13 protein-coding genes and 1 pseudogene are annotated in these 14,938 nt (G+C 46.8%); 9 read left to right on the top strand and 5 right to left on the bottom strand.

Features of this window, described 5'->3' with window-relative positions; genetic code table 11:
- Positions 1 to 184 precede the first annotated feature (184 nt).
- Entirely contained in the window at positions 185 to 952 is a 768-nt protein-coding gene (locus ICN11_RS02085) for a fumarylacetoacetate hydrolase family protein (protein ID WP_216228901.1), read from the bottom strand.
- A gap of 56 nt (positions 953 to 1,008) precedes the next feature.
- Between ICN11_RS02085 and ICN11_RS02080 the strand changes: the two genes are divergently transcribed.
- Positions 1,009 to 1,944 (top strand): glycine/sarcosine/betaine reductase selenoprotein B family protein, encoded by a 936-nt coding sequence (locus ICN11_RS02080; RefSeq protein WP_216228900.1) that lies wholly within the window; start codon positions 1,009 to 1,011, stop codon positions 1,942 to 1,944.
- Here the strand turns inward: ICN11_RS02080 and ICN11_RS02075 are convergent.
- Entirely contained in the window at positions 1,941 to 2,945 is a 1,005-nt protein-coding gene (locus tag ICN11_RS02075) for a polyprenyl synthetase family protein (protein ID WP_216228899.1), read from the bottom strand. The genes ICN11_RS02080 and ICN11_RS02075 overlap by 4 nt on opposite strands.
- A gap of 75 nt (positions 2,946 to 3,020) precedes the next feature.
- Between ICN11_RS02075 and rplU the strand changes: the two genes are divergently transcribed.
- From rplU to proB, 4 genes and pseudogenes are all read left to right on the top strand, one after another.
- Entirely contained in the window at positions 3,021 to 3,332 is a 312-nt protein-coding gene (gene rplU, locus ICN11_RS02070; protein ID WP_041484800.1) for a 50S ribosomal protein L21, read from the top strand.
- Positions 3,333 to 3,365: 33 nt separating this feature from the next.
- Positions 3,366 to 3,626, top strand: a complete 261-nt coding sequence (gene rpmA, locus ICN11_RS02065; RefSeq protein ID WP_015420374.1) for a 50S ribosomal protein L27 — start codon at positions 3,366 to 3,368, stop codon at positions 3,624 to 3,626.
- 87 nt (positions 3,627 to 3,713) lie between these two features.
- Positions 3,714 to 4,808 (top strand): GTPase ObgE, encoded by a 1,095-nt coding sequence (gene obgE, locus ICN11_RS02060; protein WP_216228898.1) that lies wholly within the window; start codon positions 3,714 to 3,716, stop codon positions 4,806 to 4,808.
- A gap of 29 nt (positions 4,809 to 4,837) precedes the next feature.
- A pseudogene (gene proB, locus ICN11_RS02055) lies at positions 4,838 to 5,614 on the top strand (glutamate 5-kinase); the annotation flags it as partial.
- Between the two features lie 29 nt (positions 5,615 to 5,643).
- On the opposite strand, the gene ICN11_RS02050 reads toward proB, so the two are convergent.
- Positions 5,644 to 6,213, bottom strand: coding sequence for a CNP1-like family protein (locus ICN11_RS02050; RefSeq protein ID WP_255539848.1), 570 nt, complete (start codon positions 6,211 to 6,213; stop codon positions 5,644 to 5,646).
- Positions 6,210 to 6,806: an RNA pyrophosphohydrolase gene (locus ICN11_RS02045; protein WP_216228896.1), complete on the bottom strand. Its 597-nt coding sequence runs from the start codon at positions 6,804 to 6,806 to the stop codon at positions 6,210 to 6,212. The genes ICN11_RS02050 and ICN11_RS02045 overlap by 4 nt, the downstream gene beginning before the upstream one ends.
- A 50-nt stretch (positions 6,807 to 6,856) precedes the next feature.
- Here ICN11_RS02045 and ICN11_RS02040 point away from each other — a divergent pair, with 50 nt between their 5' ends.
- Positions 6,857 to 8,599: a proline--tRNA ligase gene (locus ICN11_RS02040; RefSeq protein ID WP_216228895.1), complete on the top strand. Its 1,743-nt coding sequence runs from the start codon at positions 6,857 to 6,859 to the stop codon at positions 8,597 to 8,599.
- 21 nt (positions 8,600 to 8,620) lie between these two features.
- On the opposite strand, the gene ffh is transcribed toward ICN11_RS02040, so the two are convergent.
- Positions 8,621 to 10,003, bottom strand: a complete 1,383-nt coding sequence (ffh, locus tag ICN11_RS02035) for a signal recognition particle protein (protein WP_216228894.1) — start codon at positions 10,001 to 10,003, stop codon at positions 8,621 to 8,623.
- Between the two features lie 20 nt (positions 10,004 to 10,023).
- On the opposite strand from ffh, the gene ICN11_RS02030 reads away from it, so the two are divergent.
- From ICN11_RS02030 to ICN11_RS02020, 3 genes are all read left to right on the top strand, one after another.
- Positions 10,024 to 10,872, top strand: coding sequence for an inner membrane protein YpjD (locus ICN11_RS02030; RefSeq protein WP_216228893.1), 849 nt, complete (start codon positions 10,024 to 10,026; stop codon positions 10,870 to 10,872).
- Complete coding sequence (gene ampD, locus ICN11_RS02025) at positions 10,826 to 11,692, top strand: 1,6-anhydro-N-acetylmuramyl-L-alanine amidase AmpD (RefSeq protein ID WP_216228892.1); 867 nt, start codon at positions 10,826 to 10,828, stop codon at positions 11,690 to 11,692. The genes ICN11_RS02030 and ampD overlap by 47 nt, the downstream gene beginning before the upstream one ends.
- A gap of 273 nt (positions 11,693 to 11,965) precedes the next feature.
- On the top strand, positions 11,966 to 14,932 hold the full coding sequence (locus ICN11_RS02020; protein ID WP_216228891.1) for a ribonucleoside-diphosphate reductase subunit alpha: 2,967 nt from the start codon (positions 11,966 to 11,968) through the stop codon (positions 14,930 to 14,932).
- Positions 14,933 to 14,938 lie beyond the last annotated feature (6 nt).

The following is a 14,938-nucleotide window of genomic DNA, read 5'->3' as shown; positions in this document are numbered from 1 at the left end:
ACCCTGAGGTAGCCCCCAGACCTTAAATACTCAGTAACCACTTTTAGCTTGAACTGAGTGCTGTGTTTGCTCATGAAGCTGACCCCTTTGAGTTGGATTTAGTGTCCAACTTTTGTGGGTCAGTTCAAATCATGGTGAGGGTTTTTGTTTTAAAGGCCTAGTTTTGATTTGCGAATTAGATAGCTTATTCAAAACGATTATCTAAGCGCCCAACGCCATCAATGATGATGCTGACATTACTGCCGGGCTTCATTGAACCCACTCCAACAGAGGTGCCGCAAGCGATGATGTCGCCAGCTTGTAGTGGAACATCTTGAGATATCAGACTGACCAATTTTGCTGGCGGGAAAATCATGTCAGCGATGGGGTAGTTTTGACGCTCTTGCTCATTCAAAATAGTTTTTATTGTTAGCTTGCTTGGATCTACGTCAGTCGTGATGTAGGGGCCAAAGACGCCAAAGGTATTAAAGCTCTTAGAGCGTGTCCACTGTGCGTATCCAGGATCGCGATTCAAAATTTCAATTGCTGTGACATCGTTAATACAGGTGTAACCAAAAATTGCAGCAGCAGCTTGTGCCTCATCTACTTCATGACAGGCTTTGCCGATGACAATTCCGAGTTCGCCCTCATAAACAACTTTTCCAGAGTAGGACTTTGGAGTGCGAATAGTTTGATTGGCCGCCAAGAAAGAGTTGTTGCCTTTCAGAAAATACAAAGGCTCGGCTGGTACCGCATGCTCCAGCTTAGTGACAAGAGCATGAAAGTTATCCACCATCGCAACCATTTTGGAGGGGATGCATGGGATATCGATAGTGACATCGGATAGTTTTAATGTCTCGCCAGTGGCTTGTGGGTTATTAAATAGATCGCCGGTGTACACGGTAATCCGATCACCCTGTACTTGACCTAAACCGGATTTGCCTTGATGTTGAAATCTGAGCCATTGAGCCATAATGAATTCTCCTGATAGTTAATATTTGATAAGCAATATCTTACAGGGATGAATTGATGACCAAGAATTCTGAATTGCTGTTTGCACCTGAATTGGACCAGCCAGTTCGCTATATTGAGCGCACTCGTAATTACTATCTTGGATTGGGCTATGAGACACCCTATGTTTGGGCCCATTACATCGATGTGCCTTTTGCCTCGTTGCAAAAGCCCCTCAATCAATCGATCCTAGGTTTGGCTACTACCGCAGTGCCCTATGATGCCAACAAAGGCCCCCAGGGGCCTGGCGCAGCGTACAACGCTGCTGCCAAGTTTTATGATCCCTATGTTCGCTCGATTGATGAGGACGCAGACTTACGTATTGCGCATGTTGGTATTGATAGGCGCAATGCCAACATGCAGGACAGCAACTGTTGGTTTCCATTGGATGCTGCGAAACGCGCCGTTACAAAGGGCCGTATTCAATCTCTATCCAAACATTTTTACGGGCTACCAACCAATCGCAGTCAACGTCATACCCTGGAGATTGATGCTCCGTTGATTCTTAGTAAGATGCGTGCAGATCAGGTTGATGTTGCTGTATTGATTCCGAATTGCCCTATTTGCCATCAGAGTCAAAGTTTATTGGCGCGTTATTTGGAGGCTGCCGGTATTCCTACAGTCATCATTGGCACAGCGAAAGATATTGTGGAGTATTGCGGTGTGCCACGCTTGCTCTTTAGCGACTTTCCGCTTGGTAATGCCGCAGCGCTACCTAATAACGTTGAATCGCAAGACTCCAATTTTGAATTAGCTCTACGTTTGCTTGAGGGCGCGCCGGGAGCAAGAACAACAGTGCAGTCCCCTTTAGTTTGGGCTTCTGATCCTGCGTGGAAACTAGATTATTCCAATCTTGAACGACTTAGTGCTGAGGAAATTTCACGTTTGCGTGATGAGGCAGAAAAAGCACGCATCACTGCGCGCGATATCAGGGTAAAAAGTGTTGGTGCTTAGGTCTGTCTAGATAAAGAGTACTTGCACAAGGCGTGTAATGCTGAACTAGCCTCGTTTGCAGGGAAATATTTGAGACATTCAAGTGCTAAGTCAACTTCTCGTTTTGCGGCAGCTTGGGTGTAATCCAAAGCCCCGGAATTTTGAACTGCGCTCAGAATCTGCTGGAACACATCATCCGGTAAATCTTGATTTTGTTCGATTGCGGCGCGAACCAGTAAGCGTTCTTCAGTACTGCCATTTTCAAGCAGGTAAATGAGCGGCAATGTGGGCTTACCCTCCCTTAAATCATCGCCAGCATTTTTCCCCATTTGGGATGCATCGGCGGTGTAATCAAGAAGGTCATCCATTAATTGGAAGGCGGTGCCAATATGGCGACCAAATGCTGCGGACTGCTCTCTTTGTTTGGCATCAGTCCCGGCCAAAATTGCCCCAAGTTCTGTAGATGCTTCAAATAACTTAGCGGTTTTATAGCGAATTACCCGCAAATAGCTTTCTTCGTCTACTTCGGGGTCATTCATGTTGAGGAGCTGTAAAACCTCCCCCTCGGCAATCGTATTAGTTGCATCGGACAGGATTTCCATCACCCGCAGGTCATTGGGCCCAACCATCATCTGAAAGGCCCTAGAGTAGAGGAAATCACCCACCAGCACGCTTGCAGCATTCCCAAATGCAGCATTGGCAGTCTCGCGACCCCTTCTCAGGGTCGATTCGTCGACCACATCATCATGCAGGAGGGTGGCTGTATGGATAAATTCCACTACGGCCGCCAGTTCTAGGGCATGGGGGGTTTCTTTACCGTTGGCTAAGGCTTTGCTTACTAGGAGCAAAAGGGCTGGCCGAACCCGTTTTCCGCCCGCCTGGATGATATAAGTGGAGATTTGGTCGATTAAAGCCACTTTTGAGGCTAATCGTAGGCGAATAACCTCATCTAAGGCCTTGAAATCTAAGGCAATTGGGGCCAAAATTTGGCTTAAGTCATTGGTTTTGACAGTGCTCGTCATGCAAGATATAATAATCGGCTTAGCTCATCCAGGGTGGATTAGCTTAAATGTAGATATTAATTGAGGTTTCAAACCATGTACGCGGTCATAAAAACCGGTGGCAAACAGTATAAAGTTGCTGCAGGCGAAAAATTGAAAATAGAACAGATACCAGCGGAAATCGGCAGCGAAATCACTCTTGACCAAGTCTTAGCCGTAGGCGAAGGCGCTTCACTCAAATTGGGTGATCCATTGGTTAATGGTGCAGCTGTGATGGCCACTGTCGTCTCCCAGGGACGTCACGATAAAGTGACAATCTTTAAGATGCGCCGTCGCAAGCATTATCAAAAGCACCAAGGCCATCGTCAGAATTACACAGAAATTCTGATTAACACGATTAAAGCCTAATTTAGGCTAACGGCTAAATAGCAGGAGAAAGATATGGCACAGAAAAAAGGCGGCGGCTCGACACGAAATGGCCGCGACTCAGAATCGAAACGCTTAGGCGTTAAAGTTTTTGGCGGCGAGCAAATCAACGCTGGCAGCATCATCATTCGTCAACGTGGTACACGAGTACATCCGGGTATGAACGTTGGTATTGGTAAAGATCACACTTTGTTTGCCTTAGTTGACGGACAAGTGGAATTTGGCGTTAAGGGTGCTTTGAAGAAGGCCCAGGTTTCAGTTCTCCCGCGTTCATAAGACGCCTGACTGAGAGACGTTTGATTCAGATTTATTCCGAATTTAACTCTTAGGAACAGGCCTCGCTAAGCGAGGCCTTTTTTATTCATGAAATTTATAGACGAAGCTCGTATTGAAGTCATAGCTGGCCAAGGTGGCGCCGGGAGTGCCTCCATGCGCCGCGAAAAGTTTATCGAATTCGGTGGCCCCGATGGTGGTGATGGCGGCAAAGGTGGAAGCGTTTGGGCTACTGCTGATCGCAACATCAACACATTGATTGACTATCGCTATGCTAAAACGCACACCGCAAAAAATGGTGAGCCTGGTCGCGGTGCTGATTGTTATGGTCGTGCAGGCGACGATATTGAGCTGCGTATGCCAGTTGGCACCATCATTTCTGATTACGAAACTGGTGAGCCGATTGCTGACTTAACTACCCACGGTGAACGTCTTTGTTTAGCGCAAGGCGGTGTTGGTGGTTGGGGAAATATCCATTTCAAAAGTAGCACGAACCGCGCACCTCGCCAAAAGACGAATGGCAAAGAGGGCGAGCGTCGTAAGCTCAAACTTGAATTAAAAGTATTGGCTGACGTTGGTTTGTTAGGGATGCCTAATGCTGGTAAATCGACTTTGATTACTGCGGTATCTAACGCGCGTCCAAAGATTGCAGACTATCCGTTTACAACCTTGCATCCAAATTTGGGTGTGGTGCGTGTAGGTGCTGAGCGTAGCTTTGTGATTGCCGATATTCCAGGATTGATTGAGGGCGCTGCAGAAGGTGCAGGCTTAGGTCATCGCTTCTTAAGGCACTTGCAGCGCACTGGTGTGCTGTTGCATTTAGTCGATATCGCACCATTTGATGACAATATTGATCCAGTGGCAGATGCTGTTGCTATCGTGAATGAGTTACGTAAGTACGATGAAGCTCTAGTTGAAAAGCCACGTTGGTTGGTATTAAACAAAGTCGACATGATTCCCGAGGAAGATCGCAAGAAAGTAGTTGCAGATTTTATTAAGCGGTTTAAGTGGAAGGGTCCTGTTTTTGAGATCTCCGCTTTAACAGGTTTAGGTTGCGATAAGTTGTGCTACTCATTGCAGGATTATTTAGACTCTATTCGCAAGGATAGGGATGATGAGGATGAGCGTGCTGCTGATCCACGTTATCAAGCGCAAGCTCAACCAGAAGATAAAACTCCAGATTAAGTAGTAGTCATTTGGGATCCGCATTTGATATGAATACTCAGAAAGCTAAACGAATCGTAGTGAAAGTAGGTTCTAGCCTGGTTACCAATAATGGTGAAGGCTTGGATCGTGCTGCAATCGGCATGTGGGCAGAGCAAATGGCTGCCTTGTTAGCTGCTGGCCATGAGGTATTGATGGTGAGTTCCGGTGCGATTGCAGAGGGCATGCAACGTCTAGGCTGGAGCAAGCGTCCAACAGAAATTCATCAACTACAAGCTGCGGCTGCAGTTGGCCAGATGGGATTAGTGCAGGTTTATGAAAGTTGTTTTGCGCGCTTTAATTTACGCAGCGCCCAAGTGCTATTAACTAATGCAGACTTAGCGCATGCTGAGCGTAATGCTAACGCCAAGGCAACTTTAGATACATTGTTAAAGCTCGGTGTTGTTCCAATCATCAATGAAAACGATACCGTAGTTACTGATGAAATCAAATTCGGTGATAACGACAGCTTAGCTGCTTTAGTAACGAATCTAATCCATGCGGATTTATTGGTGATCCTGACTGATCAAGGCGGATTGTTTACTGCTGATCCACGTCAAGATACTTCCGCCACTCTTTTAAGTGATGCTATTGCTGGCGATCCTGCTTTAGAAAAAATGGCTGGTGGCGCTGCTAGTGAACTCAGCAAGGGCGGCATGTTGACCAAGGTATTGGCTGCGAAAGTTGCTGCTCAAACAGGTGCTGCAACTGTCATTGCCTCTGGACGTGAGCCTCAGGTTCTCACTCGATTGATGAGTGGCGAAAAAATTGGTACTCATCTGACTGCTGCTTAAGCGTCAAATTCAATCAATCCTTTTTAATTAATCACGCCAAACGAGTTGGTGGGTTTTGTACCGCCAGTAAACCCATTTGGATTCAGTGACTGAATAATATTTTTGATGCTCTTCTCTTGTGAGTTGAAGTTGCAGAATGCACCCTGCGCCAATGCGGCCTGGTAACGATTTGGTGTGTGGTCTTTGATCGGGTTCCAGCTGGAAAGGGGGTTCTCTTTCCAGACATTGGATTCAAAGGTGCCATAGAGGCGCCATTGGAAAGAGTCGCAACGAATACCTTCGTATTGAACTTGGCTGTTGCCATTCGGGCTCGTCAAAATAACGGTGTATCTGGTGATGCCATCGTTACCAATCAAAATAGAGTCGGTATCCACTGCAAACTTAAAAATAGTTTGTTGTGACACATAAAAAGGCTGAATAGTTGCTTTATTGGGAGGGTTGAGTGGCATTGCTGTTGCGCCCTCTTTGAAAACCATCGGCGCAAAAGGATCAACCCCGCTCTCCAGGGGATCGCCCGCACATCCTGTTAGGGCTAAGCTGACAGCCAAGCCAAGAATTGGAAGTCGAAGACTGGAAATAGAGAGTTTCATCATGGCTTATCAGTAGGTTTTGCTTCTTTGGGCTCATCTTCTTCGCCCCCATATAGGGATTGAAATAAATCGAGCGGAGATCCCCAGGCAAGTTGCTGCATACGTATGCCACGAGATAGGTAGCGTGCAAGTTCGGAAAGTGCTAATTGATAGACTTCGCGCTTGAAATCAATCACGGAGTCTAGTTGAATCCAAAAAGGAACCCAGCGCCAGGCATCAAACTCTGGATGCTCTGAGGCACGTAGGTGGATATCGCTGTCTAAACCGACTAAACGTAGCAAAAACCAGATTTGTTTTTGGCCGCGATAACTAGCTCGATGGGTTTTGGAGGTATGTTGACGACGCAAGAACTCCTCTGGGACGTCATAACGAAGCCAGTCCCTAGTTCGTCCAATAATTTGGACATGTTCTGGCAGCAAGCCAACTTCCTCATGCAATTCGCGGTACATGGCCTGCTCTGGGCTCTCACCATGCTGAATCCCGCCCTGCGGGAACTGCCACGAATGCTGCCCAACGCGTTTTCCCCAGAAAACCTCGTTATGGCTGTTGAGGAGGACTATGCCGACATTGGGTCGATACCCTTCACGGTCAAGCATGAGATCGTGCCTCAAATCCTTTAAAATCAATGATTTGATTATATCCATACATGAAAGCTTCACAATCATTTCTCGCCACGCTAAAAGAAGCCCCCTCCGATGCTGAGGTGGTTTCGCACAAACTGATGGTGCGAGCCGGTTTAATTCGCAAGCTCAGTGCTGGCATCTACAACTATTTGCCCTTGGGCTTGAAGTCCATTCGCAAGGTGGAAAACATCATTCGCGAAGAAATGAATCGCGCCGGGGCAATCGAATTGCTCATGCCAATGATTCAGCCTGCAGAGTTGTGGCAAGAAACGGGTCGCTGGGAAAAGATGGGGCCAGAGTTGCTCCGTATTAAAGATCGTCATGATCGTGACTTTTTAATTCAGCCAACCTCTGAAGAGGTGGTGACTGATTTAGCGCGTAACGAAATCAAGAGTTACAAACAGTTGCCGGTAAATTTCTATCAAATTCAGACGAAGTTCCGTGATGAGCGTCGTCCACGTTTTGGAATCATGCGTGGGCGCGAGTTCAGTATGAAAGATGCTTATTCATTCGATCGCGATACCGAAGGATTGAAGAAGTCTTACCAAATCATGTTTGATGCTTACACTCGCATCTTCAAGCGTATGGGTTTGAAGTTCCGTGCAGTGACAGCAGATAACGGCGCCATTGGTGGATCAGGTAGTCAAGAGTTTCATGTGATTGCTGATACTGGTGAAGATGCCATTGTGTATTGCCCGAGCTCGGATTACGCTGCAAATTTAGAGGCTGCTGAATCAGTCTCATTGATTGCAGCACGTGGTGCCGCAACTCAAGCAATGACAAAAGTCGCAACACCAGACCAAACAAACTGTGCTGACGTGGCAAAGTTTTTAAACTTACCACTAGAGCAGACTGTGAAGTCATTACTGTTTGCTGCCGATCAAGAGGAGGGCCCAGCTAAATTATTTATGGTGCTAGTGCGCGGTGACCATGAGCTCAATGAAATCAAAGCAAGCAAGATTCCTGGTATGGCTGAATCCCGCTTTGCAAGTGAGTCTGAGATCAAGCAAGCCTGTAATGCACCAGCGGGCTACTTAGGCCCTGTCGGAACTGCTGCTGATGTAACCATAGTTGCAGATCGTACTGTTGCCAATATGGCTGACTTTGTATGCGGTGCTAATGATGCTGGCCATCATTTAACTGGCGTGAACTGGGGCCGTGATTTACCAGAGCCTTTAGTAATGGATTTACGTAATGCTGTAATCGGCGATCCTTCTCCTGATGGTAAGGGTGTTGTCGATATCTGTCGTGGTATTGAGGTGGGCCATGTATTTCAACTGGGTACGCGTTACTCCGAAGCAATGGGCTGCACTTACTTAGATCAACAGGGCAAAGCGCAACCAATGGTGATGGGTTGCTATGGCATTGGCGTGACGCGTTTGCTGGGTGCTGCAATTGAGCAAGGTAATGACGAGCGCGGAATTATTTGGCCGATTTCAATGGCGCCATTTGAAGTCGTAATCTGCCCAATGGGTTACGAAAAATCCGAAGCTGTCAAAGCTGCCGCAGATCAATTGCATGATGAGTTACTAGCTGCTGGAGTGGATGTAGTGCTCGATGATCGTGGAGAAAGACCGGGCGCGATGTTTGCTGACTGGGAATTAATTGGCGTTCCATTCCGTGTGGTGATCGGCGATCGTGGTCTTGCAGATGCTCAAGTGGAATTTAAAGGTCGCACTGATGCTGAATCAGAAAATATTCCGCTGGCAGAAATTAATGCAAAAGTGATTGCTGCGGTTGATGCTGCTAAGAAACTGGTTTCTTAAGCTAAAAAAAGCCGTTAACTATTATTTTTTAAAGAGGCCGCCAATACCTTTGGCGGCTCCTTTAGCGGCCATGGACGCCATGGTGCGCGCCATCTTGCCACCTTTGAATTGCTTCATCATGGTTTGCATTTGTTCAAACTGCGCCAATAGGCGATTCACTTCCTGAACTTCGACGCCCGCACCAGCAGCAATGCGACGTTTGCGAGTGGCCTTCAGTAATTCAGGTTTCGCACGCTCCTTTGGCGTCATGCTGTCGATGATGCCGCGCATACGCCGAGTTTGTTTATCAGCAGCACTCAAATTGGTTTTGGAGGCTGCTTGTGCCATGTGGTTTGGTAACTTATCCATCAAGCTAGCCATGCCGCCCATTTGTTGCATCTGCGCCAGTTGATCGCGGAAGTCACCCAGATCAAATCCACCTTTAGAAATCTTGCTAGCTAATTTTTCTGCTTTAGCAACATCGACGTTTTGCTGTGCTTGTTCGACCAAGGCAAGAATATCGCCCATACCCAAAATACGGTTTGCCATTCGGTCGGCATCGAATGCTTCGAGGCCATCCATCTTTTCGGCAACACCAATGAATTTGAGTGGAACACCAGTAACTTGACGCACGGAGAGTGCGGCACCACCGCGTGAGTCACCATCTAACTTGGTGAGAATTACACCTGTGAGTGGCAGAGCTTCGTGGAAGGCTTTGGCCGTGTTGACGGCATCTTGACCTAGCATGGCATCAACCACAAACAAGGTTTCAATTGGATTGAGATTAGCGTGCAAGGTTTTGATTTCTTGCATGAGTGCCTCATCAATACCGAGACGACCTGCTGTATCCACTAAGAGCACATCAAAATAATGACGACGTGCCCAATCTAAAGCGGCAGCGGCAATTTCACTGGGTTTTTGATTGATATTGCTTGGGAAGAATTCAGCGCCCACTTGTTTGCTGACGGTTTCTAGCTGCTCGATAGCGGCTGGACGGTAGACGTCACAAGAAACAGTGAGGACTTTCTTTTTCTTCTTCTCTTGCAAAAACTTGGCCAACTTACCAACTGAAGTGGTTTTACCTGCACCCTGCAAACCAGCCATCAGAATTACTGCTGGCGGTTGAGTAGCTAGGTTGAGTTCACCACTTTGGGAAGTATCGCCACGCATGACTTGAGCAAGTTCACGCTGCACAACGCCTACTAGCGCTTGGCCTGGGCTGAGACTGCCAACCACTTCTTCGCCAAGGGCTTTAAATTTAATTTGTTCTAGTAAAGATTTAACGACAGGAAGCGCAACGTCGGCTTCCAATAAGGCCAGGCGGATCTCCCGTAGCATTTCTGCGGTGTTTGCTTCAGTGAGGCGAGCTTGCCCCCGCATTGTTTTAACAACACGAGATAGGCGGTCGGTGAGATTCTCTAGCATTTATCGATTAGACTTTCCAGATGGATATTTTAGGTTACTCAGGCTCGGGATGGCTCCCATCTGCACTTTATTTGCTTCTTTTGGTCTTTTTAGGTTCGCGGCCAAAGGGAAAAATTGAATCCCCAGCTTTTACAGGCTTGGTTCAGGCATTCATCTTATTGATTTTGCTGGTACACGGAATTCAGTTACACGACTCGGTCTTTACGCCCGAGGGATTTGTTTTTGGTTTTGCCCAGGATCTGTCGCTCATCGCTTGGGTTGGCCTCGCTTTTTATTGGTTTCAGTCTTGGTTTTTGCCAATCTCCAGCTTGCGCTGGTTGGTTTTGTGTTTTGCACTGATCTGTTCCGCATTACCCGCCATTTTCTCTGGCACCCTAATTTCTCCAAAAGCCGTCTCTGATCCTTGGTTTAAGGGGCACTTTATTGTTGCCACTATTTCAGTTGGGCTTTTGAGCTTGGCTGCGATGCATGCCATGTTGATGAGTGTTCAGGATCGAGCATTGCATCGCCAGTTGGCCATCATTCCCAATAGCCGTATTGCACATTGGCTGGAGGATTTGCCGCCCTTAATGACAATGGAAAGCTTGCTGTTTAATTTGCTCTATGTGGGTGTGGCACTTCTGACCTTAACTGTATTTTCTGGCCTACTCTTCTCTCAAACATTGTTTGGCAAGCCACTGGTTTTTGATCACAAGACCATCTTTGCATTGATCTCCTGGTTCTTATTTTCTGGCCTCCTAATAGCGCGTTGGCGGGTTGGCTTGCGTGGGCGCGTAGCCGTTCGTTGGGTCTTGAGCGCATATACCGCCTTGCTCCTGGCCTATGTTGGCAGTAGATTTGTTTTGGAAGTCATTCTTCAGAGAGCATGACCTTTTGATTAAATGGCTTCTACTATTTGCTGGCGCAGGCGTTTTGTACCTTTGGATCAAAGGAAAAAAACAGGCAAAGCTCAACACGGATGAGGCTGCCAAGATCAAGGCTCAACGCAGCAAAGTTGCTGAGCCTGAAGTGATTGTCCAGTGCCAGCATTGTTCAGTACATCTTCCAAAGTCTGAGGCAATAAAACAAGAGGATCGCTTTTATTGTTCTCAAGAGCACCTGAGTGGTTTGGATGCTCAGGGTTGGATAGGTTCTGCCGTTTGGCGCAACTCACCCAATCAAGATGTTCGACCAGAAGGCCTTGCGCCGGATTTGGTGGTGATTCATCACATCAGCTTGCCACCTGGTGGTTTTGTTTCCCGTAGTTCCACCCAATTTATTGTGGATTTTTTTCAAAATAAGCTAGATTCATCGCTACACCCTTATTTTGAAGAAATTGCCGATCAAAAGGTATCCAGTCATTTCTTGATTGCACGCAGTGGTGAGGTCTTTCAGTTCGTATCCACCCAAAATAAAGCCTGGCATGCTGGCGTGTCATCCTTTTTAGGTCGTGAAAAGTGCAATGATTTCTCGATTGGGATTGAGTTGGAGGGTGATAGTGATCATCCTTTTGAGGATATTCAGTATTCAGTCCTGGCTAAATTAAGCGCTCAACTAGGCGCCGTTTATCCCAATCTTCAATTTGCTGGCCATAGCGATATTGCCCCTGGCAGAAAAGCAGACCCCGGTATTCAATTTAGTTGGCAAAAATTCCAAGCCAAAACTGGCATTTCAGCCAAAAAAATACCCTTCGGTTTGGACCCTCGTTAGAACTCCAAAGTAGTATGTGAGCACACGCTCACTTTCTTGCCCTTTAGCTAAAAAGGACTAATAATTTCGCACCAAAATAGCTCCTAAATTGTTGGAATACCTAGGAAAAATACTTATAAATATTCATCAGAAATGTCTTACCTAATTCCGAATATTTCCCTATACTTAGTATCAAATGCACTTCGAGACACTAGATGTAGTGTTTGAATACAGCAATACCCTATTGTTTTTTAACGTTTTTTGTCCAAATAACTATATATAAGCAGGAAAAATATGACATATGCCAACCCCCAGACAGCAGGACAGACTGCCGGCACAAATAATCCAGGAATGAATCCTTCTGAAGCCATGAACCAAGCCCCATCTGCTGGCTTTGTTGCTGGTGGAGTAGGCGGCGGCCAAGCCACCCAGTTATCTGACTACAAAATTATTCGCCGCAATGGCTCGGTGGTGGCATTTGAGCCATCCAAAATTGCCATTGCAGTTACCAAAGCATTTTTGGCGGTTAATGGTGGTCAGGGCGCAGCTTCTGCACGCGTTCGCGAACAAGTAGAGCAATTAACTCACTCAGTAGTGCGCGCCTTGTTGCGTAGTCGCCCAAATGGCGGCACTTTCCATATTGAAGATATTCAAGATCAGGTTGAGTTGGCGTTGATGCGAAGTGGTGAGCACAACGTTGCTCGTGCCTATGTTCTTTATCGTGAAAAACGTAATCAAGAGCGTGCAACACAACAAGGCATTGCTCAGGAGACTCTAACTGCAACTCAAGCTGGTGAGTCTGGCATCAAAGTAACTGACAACGGCGTAGAGAAGTGGTTGGATATGGCTGCCTTGCGCACCATTATTGAGGCGGCATGTGAAGGTCTCGGTAACAACATTGATGCAAGTCCAATCATCACTGAAACCATCAAGAATTTGTACGATGGCGTGCCAATGGCTCAAGTGTATGACTCTGCAATTTTGGCATCACGTACTTTGATTGAAAAAGATCCTGCGTATAGCCAAGTAACTGCCCGCATTTTGATGCACGTCATTCGTAAAGAAATTTTAGGTCGCGAAGTATTGCAAGGCGATATGCAAGCTGAGTACAGCACTTACTTTGCTAAGTACATCAACGAAGGTATTTCTGCTGAGTTGTTAGATCCACGTATGCGTGAGTTTGATCTCCCGCGCTTAGCTGCCGCTTTGAATGCCAGCCGTGACTTGCAGTTCAACTACCTCGGTTTGCAAACTTTGTATGACCGTTATTTCTTGCACATTGAAGATCGTCGTATTGAAATGCCACAGGCTTTCTTTATGCGCGTTGCAATGGGCTTATCTTTGAATGAGTTGGACCGTGAGCGTCGTGCGATTGAGTTCTATGAAATCCTTTCTACTTTTGATTTCATGTCCAGCACGCCAACCTTGTTTAACTCAGCGACAACACGTCCACAGTTATCAAGCTGCTATCTAACAACAGTAGATGATGATCTTGATGGCATCTACGAAGCGTTAAAAGAGAATGCGCTCTTGTCTAAGTTTGCCGGCGGTTTAGGTAATGACTGGACTAACGTTCGCGCCTTGGGAAGTCACATCAAGGGTACTAACGGTAAGTCACAAGGTGTTGTGCCTTTCTTAAAGGTGGTGAACGATACAGCGGTTGCCGTGAATCAAGGTGGTAAGCGTAAAGGTGCGGTTTGCGCGTACCTAGAAACATGGCACTTGGATATTGAAGAGTTCCTCGAGTTGCGCAAAAACACGGGTGATGATCGTCGCCGTACGCACGACATGAATACATCTAACTGGATTCCAGACTTGTTCATGAAGCGTGTGATGGAAGGTGGAGAGTGGACATTGTTTTCACCTTCAAATACACCTGACTTGCATGACAAATTCGGTAAGGCTTTTGAAGAGGCATATGTCGCCTATGAGAAAAAAGCAGATGCTGGTGAATTGAAACCATTCCGTCGCATTCCTGCGCAACAATTGTGGCGCAAGATGTTGGGTATGTTGTTTGAAACCGGCCACCCATGGATCACATTTAAAGATCCTTGCAACATTCGTAGCCCACAACAACACATCGGCGTAGTCCACTCTTCTAACTTGTGTACTGAAATTACTTTGAACACAAACGAAAGTGAAATTGCAGTATGTAACTTAGGTTCTGTGAACTTGACAGCGCACATGACTACCGATGCGTCTGGCAAGATGATTTTGGATCACGAGAAGCTCCAGAAAACAATTCGCACTGCAATGCGTATGTTGGATAACGTGATTGATATCAACTACTACGCTGTCGCTAAAGCACGTAACTCCAACTTGAAGCACCGTCCAGTTGGTATGGGCATCATGGGCTTCCAGGATTGCTTGCACATGCAACGCATTCCTTACGCTAGCGATGAGGCAGTGAAGTTTGCGGATTCATCTATGGAAGCAGTGTGCTACTACGCTTACCAAGCCTCTAATGAATTGGCTGAAGAGCGTGGCGTTTACAGCACATACAAAGGCTCATTGTGGGATCGCGGCATCCTTCCACAGGACTCAGTAGCCTTGTTAGCGGCCGAGCGCGGTGGTTACCTCGAAGTGGATAGCTCATCCACAATGAATTGGGATGGTTTACGTGCCCGTATCAAGCAGCACGGTATGCGCAACTCCAACTGTGTAGCGATTGCACCGACAGCAACGATTTCCAACATCATTGGTGTGTCAGCTTGTATCGAGCCAACATTCCAGAACTTGTTCGTGAAATCCAACCTCTCAGGTGAGTTCACTGTAGTAAATGAGTATTTGGTGCGTGATTTAAAGGATCGCGGCCTCTGGGATGAGGTCATGATTGCCGACTTAAAGTACTTTGACGGTACTTTGTCCAAAATTGATCGTGTTCCACAGGATTTACGTGATTTGTACGCTACTGCGTTTGAAGTGGAGCCAAGCTGGTTAGTTGAAGCTGCTTCACGTCGTCAGAAGTGGATTGACCAAGCGCAGTCACTCAACATCTACATGGGCGGTGCATCAGGCAAGAAATTGGATGACACCTACAAGTTGGCTTGGTTGCGCGGTCTGAAAACTACTTACTACCTCCGCACGATGGCTGCAACGCACGTTGAGAAGTCAACCGTTACAAGCGGTCAGTTAAACGCTGTATCCAGTGGTGGTGGTGTGAATGGTACTGATGCTGCAGCTGCACAAGAGGCGGATGGTCCAGTTTGCACAATGCGCCCAGGTGATGCTGGCTTTGAAGAATGTGAAGCATGTCAGTAAGCTATT

The sequence above is a fragment of the Polynucleobacter sp. 78F-HAINBA genome, from assembly GCF_018882325.1.
In the GTDB taxonomy this organism is placed as follows: domain Bacteria; phylum Pseudomonadota; class Gammaproteobacteria; order Burkholderiales; family Burkholderiaceae; genus Polynucleobacter.
Note: the sequence above shows the minus strand (reverse complement) of the source record. Positions and strands in the feature narration are given on the sequence as shown.

Coding starts and splice junctions, on each gene's coding strand:
- ICN11_RS02080 (WP_216228900.1), top strand. CDS start 1,009: ATGACCAAGAATTCTGAATTGCTGTTTGCACCTGAATTGGACCAGCCA.
- ICN11_RS02020 (WP_216228891.1), top strand. CDS start 11,966: ATGACATATGCCAACCCCCAGACAGCAGGACAGACTGCCGGCACAAAT.
- ICN11_RS02040 (WP_216228895.1), top strand. CDS start 6,857: ATGAAAGCTTCACAATCATTTCTCGCCACGCTAAAAGAAGCCCCCTCC.
- rplU (WP_041484800.1), top strand. CDS start 3,021: ATGTACGCGGTCATAAAAACCGGTGGCAAACAGTATAAAGTTGCTGCA.
- ICN11_RS02075 (WP_216228899.1), bottom strand. CDS start 2,945: ATGACGAGCACTGTCAAAACCAATGACTTAAGCCAAATTTTGGCCCCA.
- rpmA (WP_015420374.1), top strand. CDS start 3,366: ATGGCACAGAAAAAAGGCGGCGGCTCGACACGAAATGGCCGCGACTCA.
- ICN11_RS02045 (WP_216228896.1), bottom strand. CDS start 6,806: ATGCTTGACCGTGAAGGGTATCGACCCAATGTCGGCATAGTCCTCCTC.
- obgE (WP_216228898.1), top strand. CDS start 3,714: ATGAAATTTATAGACGAAGCTCGTATTGAAGTCATAGCTGGCCAAGGT.
- ICN11_RS02030 (WP_216228893.1), top strand. CDS start 10,024: ATGGATATTTTAGGTTACTCAGGCTCGGGATGGCTCCCATCTGCACTT.
- ffh (WP_216228894.1), bottom strand. CDS start 10,003: ATGCTAGAGAATCTCACCGACCGCCTATCTCGTGTTGTTAAAACAATG.
- ICN11_RS02085 (WP_216228901.1), bottom strand. CDS start 952: ATGGCTCAATGGCTCAGATTTCAACATCAAGGCAAATCCGGTTTAGGT.
- ampD (WP_216228892.1), top strand. CDS start 10,826: ATGTTGGCAGTAGATTTGTTTTGGAAGTCATTCTTCAGAGAGCATGAC.
- ICN11_RS02050 (WP_255539848.1), bottom strand. CDS start 6,213: ATGATGAAACTCTCTATTTCCAGTCTTCGACTTCCAATTCTTGGCTTG.